Source organism: Amycolatopsis rhabdoformis, from assembly GCF_035918295.1.
Taxonomy (GTDB): Bacteria; Actinomycetota; Actinomycetes; order Mycobacteriales; family Pseudonocardiaceae; genus Amycolatopsis; species Amycolatopsis rhabdoformis.
Genome location: NZ_CP142149.1, coordinates 4,767,735 through 4,787,090 on the forward strand (window position 1 = coordinate 4,767,735; position 19,356 = coordinate 4,787,090).

Genomic DNA, 19,356 nt, shown 5'->3' on the forward strand with positions numbered 1-19,356 from the left:
CTGACGCGGTGCCCGTCGATTCCACCACCCGCGATCAGCTGCGCCGGCTGGACGCCCTGACCGGCTCCGCACTCGGCCGCCAGGAGCTCAAGCCGCTGCTCGACACGATGCTGGAGCGCGTGCGTGAGCTGTTCGGCGTGGACACCGCCACCGTGCTGCGCCACGACGAGGCCGCGGGCCGGCTCATCGCCATCGCGTCGGCGGGCATCGAGGAAGAGGTCTTCCAGGACGTGCGGGTGCCGGTGGGCGCCGGGTTCGCCGGCCGCGTCGCGCGCGAGCGGCAACCGGTGCTGATCGACCACGTGGACTCCTCGACCGTGGTCAATCCCCTGCTGTGGGAACACGGTCTGACGGTGCTGCTCGGCGTGCCGATGCTGGTGCACGACGAGCTCGAAGGCGTGCTGCACATCGGATCCACCACGGCGCGCACGTTCGACGCCGAGGAGATCGAGCTGCTGCGGATGGTGGCCGACCGGCTGGCGCTGGCCATCCGCGCCGAGACGGCGAGCGCCGATCGCTCCGCGGCCGCGGCGTTGCAACGCAGCCTGCTGCCGGTTCGCATCCCGTCGGTGACCGGAATGGACTTCGCCTCGCGCTACGTCCCCGGCGCGGAAAAGGCCGTCGGCGGCGACTGGTACGACGTGTTTTCCTTGCCCGGCAACCAGGTCGGCATCGTGATGGGCGACGTGGCCGGCCACGGGCTCGCGGCCGCCGTGGTGATGGGGCGGCTGCGCAGCGCGCTGCGGGCGTACGCGCTCGACACAACGAGCCCGGCCGAGTCGCTGGGCAAGCTCAGCCGCAAGGTGAACCACTTCGAGCAGGGCATCATGGCCACCGTCGCGTACGGCATCGTGGCGCCCGACCGCGAGACCGTGCTGCTCTCGCTGGCCGGGCACCCACCGCCCGTGCTCGCCGCCCCCGGTGCGCCGGCCCGGCTGGTGGACGTGGGCCCGGACCTGCCGGTGGGCCTGGGCCTGCCGCCCTCGGACCGGCACGACACCGAGGTGGCCCTCCCGCCGGGTGCTTCGCTGGCCTTCTACACCGACGGCCTGATCGAACGCCGCGACGCACCCCTCGACGACGGCTTCGCCAAGCTCACCGCCGCGATGACCACCGGCGACCCGGACACCGTGTGCGCCCGGGTCATGTCCGCGCTCGTCGGCACCGCCCCGGCCCGCGACGACGTGGCCCTGCTGATCGCCGCGCGGCCGCTCGACGCCACGTGACCGTCGTCGGGCGGGACAGCTCGACCAGAGCCGCCGGTAAGCCCACCTGACCGTGCGGCCCCCGGCCGGTCAGGCCTGCGTCACCAGCCGGTAGCCCGACGACGCCGAGAACTCGGCCGTGAGCGCGTAGCGGTCGCCGCGCACCAGGGTGTGGCGCCATTCCACGGGACGGCCCTTGGCGTGGCTGAGGCGGTTGATGGCGAACGCCGCCACGTCGTGGGCGCAGGCGAGCTGGGTGCGTTCGGCGGCCGTCGGGATCACGGCGTGCACCTCTTCGCGGCCGTGGTCGAGGCGCAGGCCGGTGCAGCGGGCGAGCTCGTTGTACAGGCTGGTGTGGGTGAAGTCGGCCTTCAGCAAGGGTTGGGCGAGGTCGGCCGGGAGCCAGACGCGGTCGAGGGCGAGGGGCTCGTCGCCGGCGAGGCGCAGGCGTTCGAGGTACACCAGCGGCGTCGACGCTTCGAGGTCGAGCCGCTCGGCGACCAGTGCATCGGCGCGCACGTCGAAGGCACGCACGATGCTGTGCTGCGAGAGGCCGGCCGCCTCGACGGACGTGAAGAGGCTGTAGAGCGCGCCGAGCGGCTGAGCGATCTCGGCGGGCGGCGCGACGCGCGGCTGACGACCGCGTTCGGCCACGATCACGCCGTCGGCGCGCAGCTGGCGCAGCGCCTGGCGCACGGTGTGGCGGCTCACGCCGTAGTCCTCGGCCAGGGCGAGCTCACCGGGGAACTGCTCGTCGAACTCCCCGGTCTCGAGCCTGGTCAGCAGCTCGTGCTGCAGCTGGCGCCAGAGCGGCTCGGAGCCGGACCGGCTGAGCGTTCGTGGTGCCATCACGTCCTCCGCGCTGTCGCGGTCGACACTACCCATAGCCAAATGTGCATACATCCTTTAGATTAAATGTACGGACATTTGGTCAGGCGTATTCGGTCACCCGGGTATCGGTCAGAGGAGGAGCGGCGTGATGCGGCGCACGAACGGGCAGGCGCTCCGATGACCGCCACCCAGGACCGGCCGGTCGAACAGCAGCACTCGCGCATCCGCGAAGCCGCGCCCGGCCTGCTCGTCGCCCTCGTGGTGGCCGCCGTCGCGACGGCGCTGGGCCGCCTGGTCCCGATCGTCGGCGGTCCGGTGCTCGGCATCGTGCTCGGTGCGGTCGCCGCCGCGGTGGTGCCGGGCCTGCGCGCCGAACGGTGGGCGCCGGGGTACGCGATCGCGTCGAAGCCCGTGCTGCAGCTGTCGATCGTGGTGCTGGGCACGGGCTTGTCGCTGCAGGAAGTGGTGCACGTCGGCGTGTCGTCCCTGCCGGTGATGCTCGGCACGCTCGCCGTCGCGCTCGGCGGGGCCTGGCTGCTCGGCCGCTGGCTCGGCGTCCGCGGCGACACGCAGACGCTGATCGGCGTGGGCACCGGCATCTGCGGCGCGTCCGCGATCGCCGCCACCACGGCCGTGATCAAGCCCAAGCAGTCGGACGTCGCCTACGCCATCGGCACGATCTTCACCTACAACATCGCCGCCGTGCTGCTGTTCCCGCTGCTGGGCCACCTGTTCGGCATGAGCTCGCACTCCTTCGGCCTCTGGGCCGGCACCGCCATCAACGACACGTCCTCGGTCGTCGCGGCCTCCTTCGCCTACGGCGGCGACGCCGGTTCGTACGGCATCGTCGTGAAGCTGACCCGCACGCTCATGCTGATCCCGATCGTGATCGTGCTGGCGTTCCTCACCGCGCGCCGAGAAGCCCGGCAGAAGGCGGGTTCGGCGGAGTTCAGCGTGCGCACGATGCCGTGGCGCCGGATCGTGCCGCTGTTCCTGATCGGCTTCATCGCCGCCGCGGCGCTCGACAGTGTCGGTGCGGTGCCGGAATCCTGGCACCCGGCACTGTCCACTGTGGGCACTTTCCTGATCACCACGGCGCTGGCCGGCATCGGCCTCTCGCTCCGGCTCGCCGACATGCGCAAGGCCGGTCCCCGGCCGCTGCTGATGGGCGGGCTGCTGTGGGTCGCGGTGGCGGTGACCAGCCTCGGGCTGCAGGCGCTGACCGGAACGCTCTGACGGCCGTCGATCGCCCGGATCAGCTGCGGGCGCGGTCTTCCGCCTGCGTCACCAGCCAGCGCGCGACGTCGAGGACCTTCATGTTCGTGTCCTGAGACGCGCGAACCAGGGTGGCGAACGCTTGCAGGCTCGTGAGGTTGTCGCGCTGCATGAGGATGCCCTTGGCCTGACCGAGGATGTCGCGGCTCGCGAGGGCGACGTTGAGGTGGTGGGCACGGTTCGCGCCGGCGAGGGCGACCGCGGCGTGCTGGGCCACGAGGTCGGCCAGGATTTCCGAGTCGGCCGTGAAGGAGTCGGGCCGGCGGGCGTAGAGGTTGAGCGCGCCGAGGATTTCGTGGTGCACGAAGAGCCGCATCGCGAGGAGGCTGCGGACGCCGCGCTCGGTGGCCGCGGTGGCGAACAGCGGCCACGGCTGGTCGGGCTTCGCGAAGTCCGGCACCCGCACGGTGCTCTCGTCCCGGATCGCGCTCAGGCACGGGCCCTCGCCGAGTTCGCTCTGCAACCGGTCGAGCTCGGCGACCAGGGCGTGACTCGGCGCTCCGATTACGCTGGGACGTTCTTCTACTTCCCGGAAACCGCGCACCTCGAAACACGCGCAGGAAAGCCCCGCCGTGCTCAGGAGGAATCCCGCTCCGCCATCCGGGCCCGTTGCGGGATCACCACGTACTTCGGGTCCTTCGCCGATTCGACGCCGGCCTGGTACACCCCGAACCGCGTGCACAGCCCCGCCGCCAGGAAGGCGACGCCGCCCGCCACTGCGGCGGGGCGGCTGCGGCGGGCGGCCAGGGACAACCCCGCGCCGACGGCGGTGAGGGCGCGCGCGGCCTTCAGCAGGCGGCCCGCGCGGCCGGTGCGGTAGGGCTCCGAGACCAGGCCGAGGCCGGTTTCCAGGCGGTGCGTCGCGATGAGCTCCGCGGCCGTGCCGACCAGGGCGGCGCGCACGACCGGGCCGGTTTCCGAGGCGGGCGCGGCCAGCAGCGCGACACCCGCACCGCTGGTCAGGGCACTGCCGGCGAACAGGATCGGCAGGTCGCCGTGGGCGGCGTGCCAGGACGGGGTGGCCGTGTCGGAGAGCAGCACGGCGGTGTAGGTGCACATCGCCGGCCCGAGCAGGCCCGCGGCGATCCCCGCGAGGCGGCCGATGCCGGGCAGGACGCCGGTCACCGCGGAGGCCGCCGACACCGCGGCGACGCCGGAGAATGGCGCGAGGATCCACGAGCCGACCGAAAGCGGAGACGTCGGCTTGAACACGCGCAGCATGTGCAGGAACCGCGTCGGCTTGCCGAGGTCGTGCACCAGCGCGACCACGCTCGCCGACGCGCCCCCGGCGGCGGCGAGCTTCGCGACGTGCGCGAGCTTCGGCCGTCCCGTGAGCTCGGCCAGCAGGCTCATCGACGCCGACGAACCGGCCAGGCCGCCGAGGAACAGGTACAACGGCACGTCCGGCTGCTTCCACGCCGGTTCCTTGAGGATCGGGCGCCCGTAGTAGGACGTGAACTCGGCACGGTCCACCATGGACCGTTCGGCACGGGGGCTCATCGGCGCCGTCCCCAGAACGACACCACGAGCGCCCCGGCCACGCTCGCCGCGGTGAGCGCCGCGCGCTTCCACATCGCCGGCAGGTCGCGGGTGGTCACCACCGGGTCCGGGGGCAGGCCGTAGACCTCGGGTTCGTCCAGCAGCAGGAAAAACGCGCCGTCGCCGCCGACCCCGTCGTCCGGGTCGTGGCCGTAGAGGCGCGCCGCCGGTTCGCCGGCCGCGTGCAGGGTGTCGACGCGCGCCGCCGCGCGTTCGCGCAGCTCGGTCAGCTCGCCGAACTGGATGGAGTCGGTGGGGCACGCCTTGGCGCACGCGGGTTCCAGCCCGGCGCCGAGGCGGTCGTAGCAGAGCGTGCACTTGAACGCGCGCCCGTCGCTCTCGCGCTTTTCGATCACGCCGTAGGGACAAGCCGGCACGCAGTAGCCGCAGCCGTTGCAGATGTCCTGCTGCACCACCACCGTGTCGAACTCCGTGCGGAACAGCGCCCCGGTCGGGCACACGTCGAGGCACGCCGCGTGGGTGCAGTGCTTGCAGACGTCGCTCGACATCAGCCAGCGCACGCCCGGCTCCTCGGCGTCCTCTCCCGCAGGCGCCCCGACCGTCGGCATCCCCAGCTCCACCGCGGGTTTCTGCTGCTCGACGAACGCCACGTGCCGCCAGGTGTTCGAGCCGAGCTGCCCGGTGTTGTCGTACGACATGCCGAGCAGGTCGAGCCCGCCCGCCTCCGGCACGTCGTTCCACTCCTTGCACGCGACTTCACAGGCCTTGCACCCGATGCAGACCGACGTGTCGGTGAAGAACCCCATGCGGGGCTGGGTGCCGTACTCAGCCATCGGCTCGCCTCCGGTAATCCGCCACGAACTCCGGCAGCGCCGGCCCGCGGGGCCGCCGTCCCGGGCGGATGTCGCAGGTGGCCGCTTTGGCCTCCTGGATGTGCACGTTCGGGTCCATCACGACCGACAGCAGGTCGTTGGCCGCGTCGCCGCGCGAAAGACCGTTGGGGCCCCAGTGGTAGGGCAGGCCGATCTGGTGGATCGTGCGCCCGCGGACCTTGAGCGGCTTGATCCGCTCGGTCACGAGCACGCGCGCCTCGATCGCCGTGCGGGCCGAGACGATCGTCGCCCAGCCGAGGTGCTCCAGTCCGCGTTCCTCCGCCAACGCCGGCGAGACCTCGCAGAAGAACTCCGGCTGCAGCTCGGAAAGGTGCGACAGCGTGCGGCTCATCCCGCCCGCGGTGTGGTGCTCGGTGAGCCGGTAGGTGGTGAACACGTACGGGTACACCGGGCTGCCCGCCGGGTTGTAGCGGTTGGCCGGACTGCTCAGCGTCTGGCGCACCGGCGACTCCTGCTGACCGTAGAGCGCGTTGCCCACCGGGCTTTCGAACGGCTCGTAGTGTGTGGGCAGCGGCCCGTCGGCCAGCCCGGCCGGCACGTACAGCCAGGCCTTGCCGTCGGTCTGCATGATGAACGGATCCCCGCCGCCGAGCGCGTCCTGCGCCTTCGCGCCTTCGGGCGGCACGTAGTCCGGCGGTTTGGTCACCTCGAAGTCCGGCACGTCGGGCCCCACCCACTTGCCCTGCGCGGCGTCCCACGAGATCAGCTTTTTCCGCTCGCTCCACGGCTTTCCGTCCGGATCGGCCGAGGCGCGGTTGTAGAGGATCCGCCGGTTCGCCGGCCACGCCCAGGCCCAGCCCGGCGCCACCCAGTCCTGTTCGGACCCGGGCTGCCGGTTCGCGGCGTGGTTGTGGCCGTCGGCGCGCACCCCGCAGTAGATCCAGCAACCGCATGCCGTCGAGCCGTCGTCCTTCAGTTCGGTGTAGGCCGAAAGCGGTCCGTGCGGCCCGTGGCCGTTGATCTCGGCGAGCACCGACTCGGCGCTCGGGTCGGCCGTCGGGCCCTCGGTCGGGTAGCTCCAGGTGAGCTCGCGCAGCGGCGCGTCCCGCGGGTCGTCGCCGATCCGCTCCCGCAGCATCCGCCCGAGGTGGTAGTAGAACCACAGGTCGCTGCGCGCGTCGCCGGGCGGCTCCACGGCTTTGTGGTGCCACTGCAGCAGGCGCTGGGTGTTGGTGAAGCTGCCGTCCTTCTCGGTGTGCGCGGCGGCGGGCAGGAAGAAGACCTCGGTGCCGATCTCCTCGGACTTCAGCTCGCCGGTCTCGATCTCGGGGCCGTCCTTCCAGAACGTCGCGCTCTCGATCAGCTGCAGGTCGCGCACCACCAGCCAGTCGAGGTTGGCCAGGCCGAGGCGCTGGAACTTGCCGTTGGCCGAGCCGACGGCCGGGTTCTCCCCGACCAGGAAGTAGCCCTTGCACTCGCCCTCGATCTGCTTCTGCACCGTGGCGTACGTGCCGTGGTCACCGGTCAGCCTCGGCAGGTGGTCGAACGCGAAGTCGTTGTGCGGCTGGGCGTCGTCGCCCCAGTACGCCTTCAGCAGGCTGACCGCGTAGGAGCGCAGGTTGCCCCAGAACCCGGTCTTGCCCGCGTCGGACTCCACAAAGGACTCGAGGTCGGTGTGCTGGTGGGCGTGGGGCATCGGGATGTAGCCGGGCAGGATGTTGAACAACGTCGGGATGTCCGTGGACCCCTGGATGCTCGCGTGCCCGCGCAACGCCAGGATGCCACCGCCGGGACGGCCGATGTTGCCCAGCAACGTCTGCAGGATCGACGCCGTGCGGATGTACTGCGCGCCGACCGTGTGGTGCGTCCAGCCCACCGAGTACACCCACGCCGTGGTGCGGTCGCGGCCGGAGTTCGCGGTGATCGCCTCCGCGATCTCGGTGAACTGCGCCACCGGCAGGCCGCACACGTCGGCGACCACTTCCGGTGTGTAGCGCGCGAAGTGCCGCTTGAGCACCTGGAACACGCACCGCGGGTGCTGCAGGGTGTCGTCGGTCTTCGGCTTGGCGTCGATCGACGCGCCGCCGCTGCCGTAGGACTCGGCGCGCGCCGCGCGCTGGTGGTGCTCGCCGCCGTGGTGCCCGCCCGGCTGCTCCGGCTCACCCGAGCCGGCCGCCGGCGTGGCGTCCGCGCCCTCGTACGCCCAGGTCGAGATGTCGTACTGGCGCTTCTCCGCGTCGAAGCCGGAGAACAGGCCGTCGAGGTCCTCGGTGTCGGCGAACTCCTCGGTGAGGATCGCCGAGGCGTTCGTGTAGGCCAGCACGTACTCGCGGAAGTCCAGCTCGTGGTCCAGCACGTACTTGATCAGGCCGCCGAGGAACGCGATGTCCGAGCCGGCCCGCAACGCCGCGTGCACGTGCGAAACGGCACTCGTGCGCGTGAAGCGCGGATCGACGTGGATGATCTTCGCGCCGCGCGCCTTCGCCTCCATCACCCACTGGAACCCGACCGGGTGGCACTCGGCCATGTTCGAGCCCTGGATGACGATGCAGTCCGCGTTGGCGAGGTCTTGCTGGAACGTCGTGGCGCCTCCACGACCGAAGGAGGTCCCCAGACCGGGAACCGTGGAGGAGTGTCAAATACGCGCCTGGTTCTCGATCTGGATCGCGCCGAGCGCGGTGTAGAGCTTCTTCATCAGGTAGTTCTCTTCGTTGTCCAGCGTCGCGCCGCCGAGGCTCGCGAAACCGAGCGTCCGGTTGAGGCGGCGGCCCTGGTCGTCGACGTCCTGCCACGTCTCGGCGCGTGTCTTCAGCACCCGGTCGGCGATCATGTCCATCGCCGTGTCGAGCGGCAGCCGCTCCCAGTCGGTGCCGTACGGGCGGCGGTAGAGGACCTCGGTGACGCGGCTCGGGCTGGTCACGAGCTGCTTGCTGGCCGAGCCCTTCGGGCAGAGCCGGCCTCGCGAGATCGGCGAGTCCGGGTCACCTTCGATCTGCGTGACGGCGCCGTCTTTCACGTACACCTTCTGGCCGCAGCCGACCGCGCAGTACGGGCAGATCGAGCGCACGACCCGGTCGGCGTCTTCGGTGCGCGCGTGCCAGTTCTCCGAACCGTCCGATTTGGCCGCCGCGCCGCGCCCGAGCGGGTCGGGACCGGTCAGCTGCCGGTACACCGGCCAGCCTTCGATCCACTGCCGCACACCCATGTCGGCAACGGTAGTTCTCCCCGGCCGGGTTCGCAGGTCCTGACCGGAGTTCACCCGGTGGTACGGCTATGAACCGGGCGAAACCGGCGTGGTTGCCGGACCGGCGACCCGGCGGGTGCTGTCGTCCTGGCGCACGGTCAACCCCGCGGCGTCGAGGTGTTCCAGCAGCGGCACCGTGACGCGCCGCGTGCTGTCGAGGGCGCGCCGGGCTTCGGACACGGTGAACGGTTTGCCCAGCGTGGCCAGGATTTCCACCGCCCGGCGCGGCGCGTCGGGACCCAGCACCACCCCGTCGGCCACGGCGCTGAGGCGGCCGAGCCGCACGGCGGCGGCGAGTTCCCGGTTGCCCAGGCCGAGTTCGCGCAGATCGTCCGCTTCCGGCGCCCGGAACGGGTGCTCGGCGAAACCCGCTTCGAGCACGCTGAGGGCCTCGGCCACACCGGCGGCCAGGCCCGCGCCGGGCCGGCGGACGAGACCGTCGGCCGTGACCAGGTCCCCGGTCAGCACCGCCGGCACCAGGTCCGCGGCCGGCAGCCCGAGCCGTCGGCGCAGCACGTCGACCGGCATCCCCGCGGCGATCGGGTGCTCGCCGGACCATTCGGCGACCACCGCCGGCACGTCCTCGCGCAGCCGCGCGAGGTGCGCGGGGTCGGCGTGCCAGTCGCCGAGACGCTCACCGACCTCCGGCAGGCCGAGCGCGCGGAAGTCCTCGTGGCGCACGAAACCTGCGCGCCGCAGGTGATCCCAGCCCGGCTCCGGCGTCGCCAGCTCCACGCCGCGGGCGCGGGCGGCTCCGCGGCGGGCCAGCGCCGGCGGCCGGACGTCGAGCACGTCGAACCCGGCCGGGATCCGGTGCTCCCCGGGATCGCGCAGCAGACCCCGGTCCCCCACCCGCAGCGGCAGCGGGGTCGCGAGCAGCAGCCGGACCGTGTCCGGCCCCAGCGGCCGGATCCGCGCGGGCACGGCCGCGGAACCGAGGTGCACCACCAGGTGCCGGTGCAGGTCGGCGGTGGGCGAGCCCCGCAAGCGGACGTCGAGCTCGGCGGTGGTGCGCCACACGCCGGGGGTGAGCAGCGCGTCGCCGCGCTCGGCCGCGTCCCGCGCGACGCCGCGCAGGTTCACCGCGACCCGGGCGACGGCCGGCACGCTCTCGTGCGGCTCCCCCAGCGCCTGCAGCCCGCGGACCTGCACCCGCTCCGCCCCGAGCACCAGCTCGTCGCCGACGCGCAGCGTGCCCGCGCCGAGGGTTCCGGTGACGACGGTGCCGGCGCCCCTGATCGTGAAGGCCCGGTCGATCCAGAGCCGCACGTCGGCGTCCGGATCCGGGGCCGGCAGGCCACCGGCCAGCGCGGTCAGCCGGGCCCGCAGCTCGTCGAGCCCGGCACCGGTCGTGCCGCTCACGCTCACCGCCGGCACCGCACCGAGCGAGGTCGCGGCAAGCTCCCCCAGCGCCTGAGCCGTGGCGGCCGCCGGGTCCGCGCGGTCGGCCTTGGTCACGGCGAGCAGGCCGTGGCGCACGCCGAACGCGTCGAGCGCGGCCAGGTGCTCGGCCGACTGCGGCATCCAGCCCTCGTCGGCCGCGACCACGAACAACGCGGCGGGCACCGGGCCGATGCCCGCGAGCATGTTCGGCACGAACCGCCGGTGGCCGGGCACGTCCACGAACGCGAGCTCCTCGTCGCCGAAGCGTGTCCAGGCGAAACCGAGGTCGAGCGTGAGGCCGCGGCGGCGTTCCTCCGCCCACCGGTCCGGCTCCATGCCGGTGAGCCCGCGGATCAGCGTGGACTTCCCGTGGTCGACGTGCCCGGCCGTGGCGATCACCCGCATCGGCGGACGGCCTCCCGCAGCGTCGCGTCGTCGGCCGGGCGCACCGTGCGCAGGTCCAGCAGGCACCGGTCGCGCACGACCCGCCCGACCACGGCGGGCTCGCCGAGCCGCAGCGCGACCGCGTACCGGGCGGGCAGGGCGACCGCGGCGCTCGGCAGGTCGACGCCCGGCGCGCCGCCGCCCCCGACCACGGCGGTCGAGGACACGGCCTCGGCCTCGACCCCGGTCGACCGCAACGACGCGGCCAGCGCTTCGGCGCGCATTTCGAGGTCCCGGACGTCCGCGGCCAGCGCCTCGGCCACCGGCGGGCGCGGCCCGCGCAAGGTGGCTTCGAGCGCGGCCAACGTCAGCTTGTCCACGCGCAGCGCGCGGGCCGCGGGGTGGCGCCGCAGCCGTTCGACGAGCGTGGCGTCGCCGAACAGCAGCCCGGCCTGCGGGCCGCCGAGCAGCTTGTCGCCGCTCGCGGTGACCACGGCGGCGCCCTCGGCCAGCGCCGTCGCAACATCCGGTTCATCGGGCAGCATCGGGTGCGGGCCGAGCAGCCCGGACCCGACGTCGGCGACCACCGGCACACCGAGCCCGGCCAGCTCGGCGAGGCCGGCCTCGGCCGTGAAGCCGGTGACGCGGTAGTTCGACGGGTGCACCTTCAGCACGAAGCCGGTGTCCGGTCCGATCGCGGCCGCGTAGTCGCGCGCCGACGTGCGGTTCGTGGTGCCGACTTCCCGCAGCCGCGCGCCCGTGGCGGCCAGCAGGTCGGGGATGCGGAAGCCGTCGCCGATCTCCACCAGCTCGCCCCGGCTCACCACGATCTCCCGGTCCGGCGCCAACGTCAGCGCGCACAGCAGGAGCGCGGCGGCGTTGTTGTTCACCACGTGCACCGCGCCCGCGGCCGGCACCGCGGCGGCCAGCGCCGCGAGGGCGCCCCGGCCGCGTTTCGCCCGCTCGCCCGTGTCGAGGTCGAACTCGACGTCGGTGGTCCCGCCCGCGGCGACCACGGCGTCGAGCGCGGCCGGTGACAGCGGCGCGCGGCCCAGGTTGGTGTGCACGACCACGCCGGTCGCGTTGAGCACGGGCCGCAGCGAAGCGACCGTCGCCGGGAGCCGGGCCAGCACGTCGTCGACCACGGCCGCGGCCTCGATCTCACCGGCCCGCGCGCGCCCCTGCGCGGCGACGACCAGCGTCTTCACCAGGTCCCGGCCGAGGGTTTCGGCGGCCTTCGCGATCCGCGGCTCGCCGAGCACGGCGTCGGTGCGGGGGATCGCCCGCCGCGGGTCAGCCATGGCGGAGGCGGACGGGAATCGAACCCGCCAGCGGCAGGACCTGCCGTTCGACGGTTTTGAAGACCGCGCCGGCCACCAGGCCGGATACGCCTCCGTGCGCCATCCCGCCATCCTGCCAAGTTCGCGCCACCCGCGCATGATGAAGCGCATGAGCGTCCGGCTGACCCAGTACGCCCACGGTGGCGGCTGCGCGTGCAAGATCCCGCCCGGCGAGCTCGAAGCCGTCGTCGGCGGTCTCACCGGCGCCAAGCCGAAGAACGCCGTCGGCGAACTGCTGGTCGGCCTCGACGACGGGGACGACGCGGCCGCCCTGCGGATCGCCGGGAACGTCGCGCTGATCGCGACCACGGACTTCTTCACCCCGGTCGTCGACGACCCCTACGACTGGGGCCGGATCGCCGCCGCCAACGCGCTGTCGGACGTGTACGCCATGGGCGGCACCCCGGTGGTGGCGGTGAACCTGCTCGGCTGGCCACGGGAGGTGCTGCCGTTCGAGCTCGCCGCCGAGGTGCTGCGCGGCGGCCTGGACGTGTGCGGCGAAGCCGGCTGCCACCTCGCCGGCGGGCACAGCGTCGACGACCCGGAACCCAAGTACGGCCTCGCCGTGACCGGTACCGCCGACCCGGACCGCTTGCTGCGCAACGACTCCGGCCGCGCCGGCGTGCCGCTCACGCTGACCAAGCCCCTCGGCGTCGGCGTGCTGAACTCCCGCCACAAGGCCACTGGCGAGCGCTTCGAGCAGGCGATCGCCGTGATGACCACACTCAACCGCGAAGCCTCGCTCGCCGCGCTGGCGGCCGGCGCCGTCTGCGCGACGGACGTGACCGGCTTCGGGCTGCTCGGCCACCTGCACAAGCTGGCCCGCGCCAGCGGTGTCACGGCCCGACTCGACCCCGGCGCCGTGCCCTACCTCGACGGCGCGCGCGAGGCCTTGCGCGAAGGTCACGTGAGCGGCGGCACGCGGCGCAACCTCGACTGGGTGCGCCCGCACGCCGACCTCTCCCGGATCGGCGAAGACGAAGCCCTGCTGCTGGCCGACGCCCAGACCTCCGGCGGCCTGCTCGTGGCCGGCGAGGTGCCGGGCCACCCCGTGATCGGCGAGCTGATCGCGCCCACCGGGCACACGATCGTGGTGGGCTGACTCCGGAGTTTGCCTTCCGGGCCAGCGGGTATCCCCCGATCGGGTGCCCCGGAAGATCAGCAGGAGTCGCAGTGTCCACGTTGACCGTCCTCTTCGGCGTCGCCGGGCTGCTCGCGCTCGCCGCGGCGGTGCTGCCGAAGCTGGTCGCGCAACGTCCTTTCTCGACTCCGCTGGTGATGCTGGTCGCCGGCCTCGCGCTCGGTCTCCTGCCCCTGCCGGCGCCCTACGGCAACGGCTGGGCCGACCCCGTCGCGCACCTGGGCGGTGTGGAGTCGTTCGCCCAGCTCGGCATTCTCGTGTCGCTGGCCGGTGCCGGGCTGTCGATCGACCGGCCGTTCGGCGTGCGCCGCTGGGCCTCGGCGTGGCGGCTGCTCGGCATCACGATGCCGGTGATGATCGTGGTCGTCGCGCTGCTGGGCTGGTGGTGGCTCGCGCTCACGCCCGCCGTCGCGCTGCTGCTCGGTGCGGTGCTGGCGCCGACCGACCCGGTGCTCGCCGGCGACGTCGGCGTGCCCTCCCCCGACGTCGAGGCCGATCTCGCGCGGGACAACGAGATCCGCTCGACGCTCACCATCGAGGCCGGGCTGAACGACGGCCTGGCCATGCCGTTCGTGCTGCTGGCCCTGGCGCTGGCCGGGCAGCGGCCCGAGGCGGACGCCGGCTGGATCCTCGGCGACCTGGTGCTGCCGGTCGGCATCGGCGTGCTGGTGGGGCTCGGCGCCGGGAAGCTCATGGGCTGGGCCATGTTCGGCACGGCGCGGCTGCGGCTGGCCGCGTACGCCGACGGCCTCGTCCTGCTGGCCCTGGCCTTCCTGCCGTACGCGGTCGCGGAACTGGTGCACGGCAACGGGTTCGTGGCCGTGTTCGTCGCCGCGGTCGTGGTGCGCCGCGAAGAGCGGTCGCACGAGTACCACGAGGTGCTGCACTCGTTCGGTCGTCAGCTGGAGCGGCTGTTCGTGGCGATCGCGCTGCTCGGCCTCGGCCTGGCGCTCGGTGACGGCCTGCTGCGCGGCTTCTCGCTCGTCGAACTGCTGGTGGCCGTGGTCGCGGTGTTCGTGGTGCGGCCGGTGTTCGGCTGGTTGGCCCTGCTCGGCTCCCCGGCCGGCCGCCACGCCAGCGCCGCGATCGCGTTCTTCGGGGTGCGCGGGATCGGCACGATCTTCTACCTCGCCTACGCCCTCGACCGCTTCCCGGTCCCGGGCCAGGACGTGCTGTGGCGGGTCGGTGCTCTCGCGGTCGCGCTGTCGGTCCTGGTCCACGGCGTGCTCGCCGAACCCGCGATCCGCCGGATCGAAGCACTCGGCGGGCACCTGCCGACCAGCGGCGACCCAGGCGGATTGGCCGGGCAACGCAGCGGGTAGTCCGTGAGGTCCAGGAGTGGCGCAACCGGCGGCCGGAGCTCAGCCGCCAACGGAGTCTTCGCCGACGGCACGCAGGTGTGCCGTTCCCCGCCCGCATCCCGCGCCTGAGCCGCCGGTCGGCGCCCGGACCCCCTTGCGACGGCCGACGTCCTCGGAATCCGCGGTGTCCTGCGGCCTCCTCACTGCAACGGCCCGCCGGCGCCCTGGGCCACGCTTGGCCGCGCGGATTCGGGGTATCCGCTGCGCATGATCGCCTGGGAGTCGAGACCGCCGCACCGTCTGCTGGAGTCCGTCGCGCCGAAGCCGTTGCCGCTGCCGCGGTCCGTCGCGTCGATCGGTGCCGAGCTGCGCACGTTGCACGGCGCGGGCGCGCTCGACCTGCCCGCCGATCTCGCCGGGCGGTGGGCCGCGCTGGCGGCGTTCGGCCGCACCGATCTCACCCTCGCGCGGCTCGCCGAAGGCCACACGGACGCGGTCGCGATCCTGCGCGAGGCTGGTCGCGCCGCCGTGCCCGGTGCGCTGTACGGCGTGTGGGCGGCGAAATCCGGCGGCACCGGCGCCACGCTCGACGGCGGGCGGCTCGGCGGCACCATCCGTTTCTGCTCCGGCCTGTCGTTGCTGGACCGGGCCCTCGTGGTCGCCGGCGACCGGCTGCTGGAGCTGGACCTCGCCGACGCCGGCGTGCGCCGGCGCCCGGACGCGTGGCAGGCGGTCGGGATGGACGCCTCCGACAGCGGCGACGTCGACTTCGCGGCCATCCCGGTGCCCGTCGAAGCGCTCATCGGCCCGCCCGGCTGGTACGTCGAGCGGCCCGGCTTCGCGCTCGGTGGCGCCGGCGTCGCGGCGGTGTGGCTGGGCGGCGCGGCCGGTGTCGTCGACGACGTGCTGGCGTACCTGCGTGCAGGCCACGGCGACGAGCACCAGCTGGCGCACCTCGGCGCGATGCACACCGCGCTGCGCTCGGCCGAAGCCCTGCTGTTCACCGCGTCCGCCACCATCGCGGCGGCTCCGGACCCGTGGCACGTCGCCAGTACGTGCCGGGCCGCGGCTGAGCACGCGGTCGGCGAGATCCTCGAGCACGCACCGCGGCTCACCGGCGCGAGCCCGCTCGGGCGCGACCGCCGGTTCGCGCAGCGGCTGGCCGATCTCGGCGTCTACGTGCGCCAGCACCACGCCGAACGCGACCTCGCCGCGCTGGGCCGGCAGGTCCTCGACTCCGGGGAGCACGCGTGACCGTCGAGTGGCAGCGGAAGTTCCCCGAGTGGCCGGACGACGCGTTCGACCGTGCGTTGGTCGTCGCCGCGCACCCGGACGACGAAACCCTCGGCGCGAGCGGCCTGCTGCAGCACCTGCACGGCGCGGGCACCGCCGTGACGCTCGCGGTGGCCACCGACGGCGAGGCCGCGTTCCCGGACTCCGCTCCCGCCGAACGCCGGGAGCTGGGCCGCGTGCGGCGCCGGGAGCTGCGGGAATCCCTGCGGGCGCAAGGCCTTTCCGACGTCGAGCCGGTGTGGCTCGGCCTGCCCGACTCCGCACTCGCCGACCACGAAGCCGAGCTGACGGCGGCGCTGCGCGAGCGGGCCGCCGGGCACGACCTCGTGCTGCTGCCGTGGCCGGACGACCCACACCCGGATCACCGCGCCGCCGGCCGGGCCGCGCTCGCGGCCGCGCCCGTGTCCGCGCACCGCTGGTCGTACCCGATCTGGCTGTGGCACCAGCGCTCGCCTTCGGATCCCGGCATTCCTTGGCAGCACGCCCGTTCGTACGGTTTGACCGACCGCGAGCGCGGCGCGAAGGCCGCGGCGGTCGCCGCGTTCACCTCGCAGCTCAAACCCGGTCCGCGAGGCGAAGACCCGATCCTGCCGCCGGAGGTCCTCGCGCACTTCGCCGGGTCGGCCGAGACGTTCTTCCGGGAACCACCCGCCCGCTCGGCGCCGACGAGCCGGTTCGTGCAGCTGTACGACTCGGCCGAGGACCCGTGGCACGTCGCCGACGCCTGGTACGAGCGGCGCAAACGCCGGCTGCTGCTGGCTTCGCTGCCCGACGAGCGCTACGGCACGGCCGTCGAACCCGGCTGCGGCCTCGGGGTGCTCACCCGGGAGCTGGCCGCGCGCTGCGATCGGTTGCTGGCCTTCGACCCGGTGCAAGCCGCCGTCGATCGGGCCACCCGAGCAGTTGCCGGGCTGTCCGAGGTGGACGTCTACCGCGCGACCGTTCCGGACGGGTTGCCCACGGGGCCGGTGGATCTGCTGGTGTACAGCGAACTCCTGTACTACCTCGACGACACCGATCTCGACGCGACCGTCGAGGCGTCGGCCAACGCACTGCGTCCCGGCGGGCACCTGGCCGCGGTGCACTGGCGGCCGTGGGCGCCGGAGGCTCCGCGCGACGGCGCCGAGGCCCACGCGCGGCTGCTCGCGCACCCGGCGTTCGAGCCGGTGGTTTCCCACACGGACGAGGCGTTCCTGCTGCACGTGCTGAGGCGCCGGTGATCACGGCCGTCGGAGTCGTCGTGCCCGCCCGCGACGAGCAGCACCTGATCGAGCCGTGCCTGCGCGCGCTGCGGCACGCGTTGGCGCGGTTGCCGGCGTCGGTCGAGCGGTGGGTGTGTGTGGTCGCCGATCGCTGCTCCGACGACACGGCGGTGCGCGCCCGGTCCGCGGACCGCGTGGTGGTGACCCGGCGGCCCCTCACGATCGGCGAGGTCCGCGACCTCGGCTGGCACGCGGTGCGCGCCGCGTTCACCGGCCACGCGGCGGCGGACACGGTGCTGCTCAACACCGACGCCGACACGGAGGTGGACGTGAACTGGGCCGCCGCGCACCTGCGCCGGGTCGAGCGCGACGCGCACGCCGTGACCGGGCCGGCCGAGCTCGCGGCGCCGGTGCCCGGCCCGCCGGACGCGGCGGCGCGCTACCACGCGATGCTGACCGGTGGCCCGAACGTCTACGGCGCCAACCTCGGCGTGCGTGCGGACGCGTTCGAGGCGGTCGGCGGGTTCGGCGTCCGCCGGACCGGCGAGGACCACGACCTCTGGCGCCGCCTCGGTGCAGCGGGCTTCCGCTGCCGCGTCGAGCCGGCGGCGGTGGTCCGGACCAGCGCCCGCCTCGACGGCCGGGCACCGGACGGTCTCGCCGCGCTTCTGCGGGACCTGCGCGAAAAACCGGTGGCCTGACGTGACCGAGCCACCGGATTCCGTTTCAGCGCCCCGTTCCCGCGGGTACCCGGGGTGGGTGACGGAGGATCCTGCGTGCGCTGATCACGATCGCCCGACGCGGCCGCGGTTCGTGGTGGACGTCGGTGGTGGTGAGGCACCGACGGTGTTCGATGGCCGCTACGAGGTCGGTGGCCTGCTGGGCATCGGTGCGACCGCGAAGGTGTACCGCGGGTACGACCGGCGGCTGGACCGCGAAGTGGCCGTGAAGGTCTTCAACCACGACGCCGTGGAGATCGAGCAGCGGCGGCGCGTGCGGGAGGCCGGCATCCACGGCAGCGTCGACCACCCGGGAGTCGTCGCGCTGCTCGACAGCGGGACCGACGCCGGGCGGATGTACCTGGTCATGGAATTCGTGGCCGGCGAGAACCTCGCCGAACGGCTGCTCGGCGGCCCGTTGAGCCCGGCGCGGGTCACCGAGCTGGCCACGCGGCTGACCGACGCGCTGGCCCACCTGCACGCGTGCGGCATCACCCACCGCGACCTCAAGCCCGGCAACATCCTGCTCGGCGCGAGCGGCCCGCTGGTCGCCGACTTCGGCATCGCCCAGGCGCCGGACCTCACGCGCGTGACCGCGACCGGCACGGTCGTGGGCACCGCCGCGTACCTGGCGCCGGAACAGGTGGTGGGCGACCCGGTCGGCCCGCCCGCCGACGTCTACGCCCTCGGCCTGATCCTGCTGGAATGCCTGACCGGCGAGCTGGAGTACCCCGGTACCGCCACCGAGACGGCGCTGGCGCGGCTGAGCCGGTCACCCCGCGTTCCCGCCGGCCTGCCCGTCGAGCTGTCCACGCTCATCGAGCGCATGACCGCCCGCGAACCCGTGGCCCGGCCTAGTTCGGCGGCGGTCCACGCCGCCCTCACCGGCGAGGCTCCCCTCACCGCGCCGATCGCGGTTCCTGCCTGGGCACCCGGTTCGCCGCCGGCCGCCGAGACCGCCGTGGTGCCCTGGAAATTCCGCACCAGCAAGAAAACCCGGGTCGCCGCCGGTACCGCCCTCGCGCTCGGTGCCGTCGCCCTCTTCGTTCCGCTGGTCCTCGGCGGAGCCTCGTCGAGCGAGGTCCCGCCGCCGGACGCCCAGCCCGGCACGTCCAGTCCGGTCGGCGTCGGCGCTCCGCCCACGATCACCACCACGGTCCACGTGGCCGAGCAACCCCTCGCACCGGCCGGTGACACCACGCCGGCCCACCTCGCCCCGCCCGCCGCGGCGGGGCCGCCGCCCGAGCACGCGCCGAAGAAGGACATCCACCCCGGCAAGGGAAAGGGCCCTCAGCACCGCTGAGCACGCACGCGGCCGGCCAGGAACACGGCCAGCAGGACACAGCAGACAGGCACCAGCCCGGTCCAGAACTCCTGGACCGGGCTGGGCTCTGGGCAGAGGTCAGCGCCACACCTTGGTGCGTCGCCGACCGTAGGCGGCGGCGGTGAGCGAGACCCCGAGCGCGGCGAGCACGACCTGCGTGATCAGTTCGAGCCAGTCGAGCCCCTCGGTGTCGGCGTACCCCGCGCCGCGGGCGATGGCGGTGCCCGCGAAGGCGGCGATGATGCCGATGACGATCGTCAGCCAGAGGGGGATCTTCTGCTTACCGGGGGCGACGAGGCGTCCGAGGACGCCGATGACCAAACCGACCAAGAGTGCGCTGATGATTCCTGCGACAGCCATCGCTGACTTCCTTTCGAAGCG

Annotated in this window: 16 protein-coding genes and 1 tRNA gene; 8 read left to right on the forward strand and 9 right to left on the reverse strand. The window is 73.5% G+C overall.

Going from position 1 to position 19,356, the window contains the following annotated elements; translation table 11 throughout:
• The first annotated feature begins 8 nt into the window (after positions 1 to 8).
• Positions 9 to 1,226, forward strand: coding sequence for a PP2C family protein-serine/threonine phosphatase (locus VSH64_RS21645; RefSeq protein WP_326837459.1), 1,218 nt, complete (start codon positions 9 to 11; stop codon positions 1,224 to 1,226).
• A gap of 69 nt (positions 1,227 to 1,295) precedes the next feature.
• Here VSH64_RS21645 and VSH64_RS21650 read toward each other — a convergent pair whose 3' ends face one another.
• Positions 1,296 to 2,054 carry a GntR family transcriptional regulator gene (locus VSH64_RS21650; RefSeq protein ID WP_326838003.1) on the reverse strand — a complete coding sequence of 253 codons (759 nt, stop codon included), beginning with the start codon at positions 2,052 to 2,054 and terminating at the stop codon, positions 1,296 to 1,298.
• A 159-nt stretch (positions 2,055 to 2,213) separates the two neighbouring features.
• Between VSH64_RS21650 and VSH64_RS21655 the strand changes: the two genes are divergently transcribed.
• Positions 2,214 to 3,272: a YeiH family protein gene (locus tag VSH64_RS21655; RefSeq protein ID WP_326837460.1), complete on the forward strand. Its 1,059-nt coding sequence runs from the start codon at positions 2,214 to 2,216 to the stop codon at positions 3,270 to 3,272.
• Between the two features lie 19 nt (positions 3,273 to 3,291).
• Here VSH64_RS21655 and VSH64_RS21660 read toward each other — a convergent pair whose 3' ends face one another.
• The 7 genes from VSH64_RS21660 to VSH64_RS21690 form a co-directional block, all read right to left on the reverse strand.
• Positions 3,292 to 3,993 carry a GAF and ANTAR domain-containing protein gene (locus tag VSH64_RS21660; RefSeq protein ID WP_326837461.1) on the reverse strand — a complete coding sequence of 234 codons (702 nt, stop codon included), beginning with the start codon at positions 3,991 to 3,993 and terminating at the stop codon, positions 3,292 to 3,294.
• A complete protein-coding gene (gene nrfD / locus VSH64_RS21665) occupies positions 3,888 to 4,811 on the reverse strand; it encodes an NrfD/PsrC family molybdoenzyme membrane anchor subunit (RefSeq protein ID WP_326837462.1) in 924 nt (307 codons plus the stop codon). Before nrfD ends, VSH64_RS21660 begins: the two co-directional genes overlap by 106 nt.
• Complete coding sequence (locus tag VSH64_RS21670) at positions 4,808 to 5,644, reverse strand: 4Fe-4S dicluster domain-containing protein (RefSeq protein ID WP_326837463.1); 837 nt, start codon at positions 5,642 to 5,644, stop codon at positions 4,808 to 4,810. The genes nrfD and VSH64_RS21670 overlap by 4 nt, the downstream gene beginning before the upstream one ends.
• Positions 5,637 to 8,849, reverse strand: a complete 3,213-nt coding sequence (fdh, locus tag VSH64_RS21675; protein WP_326837464.1) for a formate dehydrogenase — start codon at positions 8,847 to 8,849, stop codon at positions 5,637 to 5,639. The genes VSH64_RS21670 and fdh overlap by 8 nt, the downstream gene beginning before the upstream one ends.
• A 66-nt stretch (positions 8,850 to 8,915) precedes the next feature.
• Complete coding sequence (gene selB, locus VSH64_RS21680) at positions 8,916 to 10,676, reverse strand: selenocysteine-specific translation elongation factor (protein ID WP_326837465.1); 1,761 nt, start codon at positions 10,674 to 10,676, stop codon at positions 8,916 to 8,918.
• Entirely contained in the window at positions 10,667 to 11,956 is a 1,290-nt protein-coding gene (selA, locus tag VSH64_RS21685; protein WP_326837466.1) for an L-seryl-tRNA(Sec) selenium transferase, read from the reverse strand. Before selA ends, selB begins: the two co-directional genes overlap by 10 nt.
• A tRNA-Sec gene (locus VSH64_RS21690) sits at positions 11,956 to 12,050 on the reverse strand. The genes selA and VSH64_RS21690 overlap by 1 nt, the downstream gene beginning before the upstream one ends.
• 54 nt (positions 12,051 to 12,104) lie before the next feature.
• Between VSH64_RS21690 and selD the strand changes: the two genes are divergently transcribed.
• From selD to VSH64_RS21720, 6 genes are all read left to right on the forward strand, one after another.
• Positions 12,105 to 13,097, forward strand: a complete 993-nt coding sequence (gene selD / locus VSH64_RS21695) for a selenide, water dikinase SelD (RefSeq protein WP_326837467.1) — start codon at positions 12,105 to 12,107, stop codon at positions 13,095 to 13,097.
• A gap of 71 nt (positions 13,098 to 13,168) precedes the next feature.
• The gene (locus VSH64_RS21700) at positions 13,169 to 14,458 is read left to right on the forward strand and encodes a cation:proton antiporter domain-containing protein (protein WP_326837468.1); all 1,290 of its coding nucleotides are present in this window, start codon (positions 13,169 to 13,171) and stop codon (positions 14,456 to 14,458) included.
• A 246-nt stretch (positions 14,459 to 14,704) separates the two neighbouring features.
• A complete protein-coding gene (locus VSH64_RS21705) occupies positions 14,705 to 15,691 on the forward strand; it encodes an acyl-CoA dehydrogenase family protein (RefSeq protein ID WP_326837469.1) in 987 nt (328 codons plus the stop codon).
• Positions 15,688 to 16,950: a bifunctional PIG-L family deacetylase/class I SAM-dependent methyltransferase gene (locus VSH64_RS21710; protein ID WP_326837470.1), complete on the forward strand. Its 1,263-nt coding sequence runs from the start codon at positions 15,688 to 15,690 to the stop codon at positions 16,948 to 16,950. The genes VSH64_RS21705 and VSH64_RS21710 overlap by 4 nt, the downstream gene beginning before the upstream one ends.
• Positions 16,947 to 17,633, forward strand: a complete 687-nt coding sequence (locus tag VSH64_RS21715) for a glycosyltransferase (protein WP_326837471.1) — start codon at positions 16,947 to 16,949, stop codon at positions 17,631 to 17,633. The genes VSH64_RS21710 and VSH64_RS21715 overlap by 4 nt, the downstream gene beginning before the upstream one ends.
• Before the next feature lie 58 nt (positions 17,634 to 17,691).
• The gene (locus tag VSH64_RS21720) at positions 17,692 to 18,954 is read left to right on the forward strand and encodes a serine/threonine-protein kinase (protein WP_326837472.1); all 1,263 of its coding nucleotides are present in this window, start codon (positions 17,692 to 17,694) and stop codon (positions 18,952 to 18,954) included.
• 99 nt (positions 18,955 to 19,053) lie between these two features.
• Here the strand turns inward: VSH64_RS21720 and VSH64_RS21725 are convergent, their stop codons facing one another.
• Complete coding sequence (locus VSH64_RS21725; protein ID WP_326837473.1) at positions 19,054 to 19,335, reverse strand: GlsB/YeaQ/YmgE family stress response membrane protein; 282 nt, start codon at positions 19,333 to 19,335, stop codon at positions 19,054 to 19,056.
• Between the last annotated feature and the right edge of the window lie 21 nt (positions 19,336 to 19,356).

Coding starts and splice junctions, on each gene's coding strand:
- VSH64_RS21725 (WP_326837473.1), bottom strand. CDS start 19,335: ATGGCTGTCGCAGGAATCATCAGCGCACTCTTGGTCGGTTTGGTCATC.
- selA (WP_326837466.1), bottom strand. CDS start 11,956: ATGGCTGACCCGCGGCGGGCGATCCCCCGCACCGACGCCGTGCTCGGC.
- VSH64_RS21705 (WP_326837469.1), top strand. CDS start 14,705: ATGATCGCCTGGGAGTCGAGACCGCCGCACCGTCTGCTGGAGTCCGTC.
- selD (WP_326837467.1), top strand. CDS start 12,105: ATGAGCGTCCGGCTGACCCAGTACGCCCACGGTGGCGGCTGCGCGTGC.
- VSH64_RS21670 (WP_326837463.1), bottom strand. CDS start 5,644: ATGGCTGAGTACGGCACCCAGCCCCGCATGGGGTTCTTCACCGACACG.
- selB (WP_326837465.1), bottom strand. CDS start 10,676: ATGCGGGTGATCGCCACGGCCGGGCACGTCGACCACGGGAAGTCCACG.
- VSH64_RS21655 (WP_326837460.1), top strand. CDS start 2,214: ATGACCGCCACCCAGGACCGGCCGGTCGAACAGCAGCACTCGCGCATC.
- nrfD (WP_326837462.1), bottom strand. CDS start 4,811: ATGAGCCCCCGTGCCGAACGGTCCATGGTGGACCGTGCCGAGTTCACG.
- VSH64_RS21650 (WP_326838003.1), bottom strand. CDS start 2,054: ATGGCACCACGAACGCTCAGCCGGTCCGGCTCCGAGCCGCTCTGGCGC.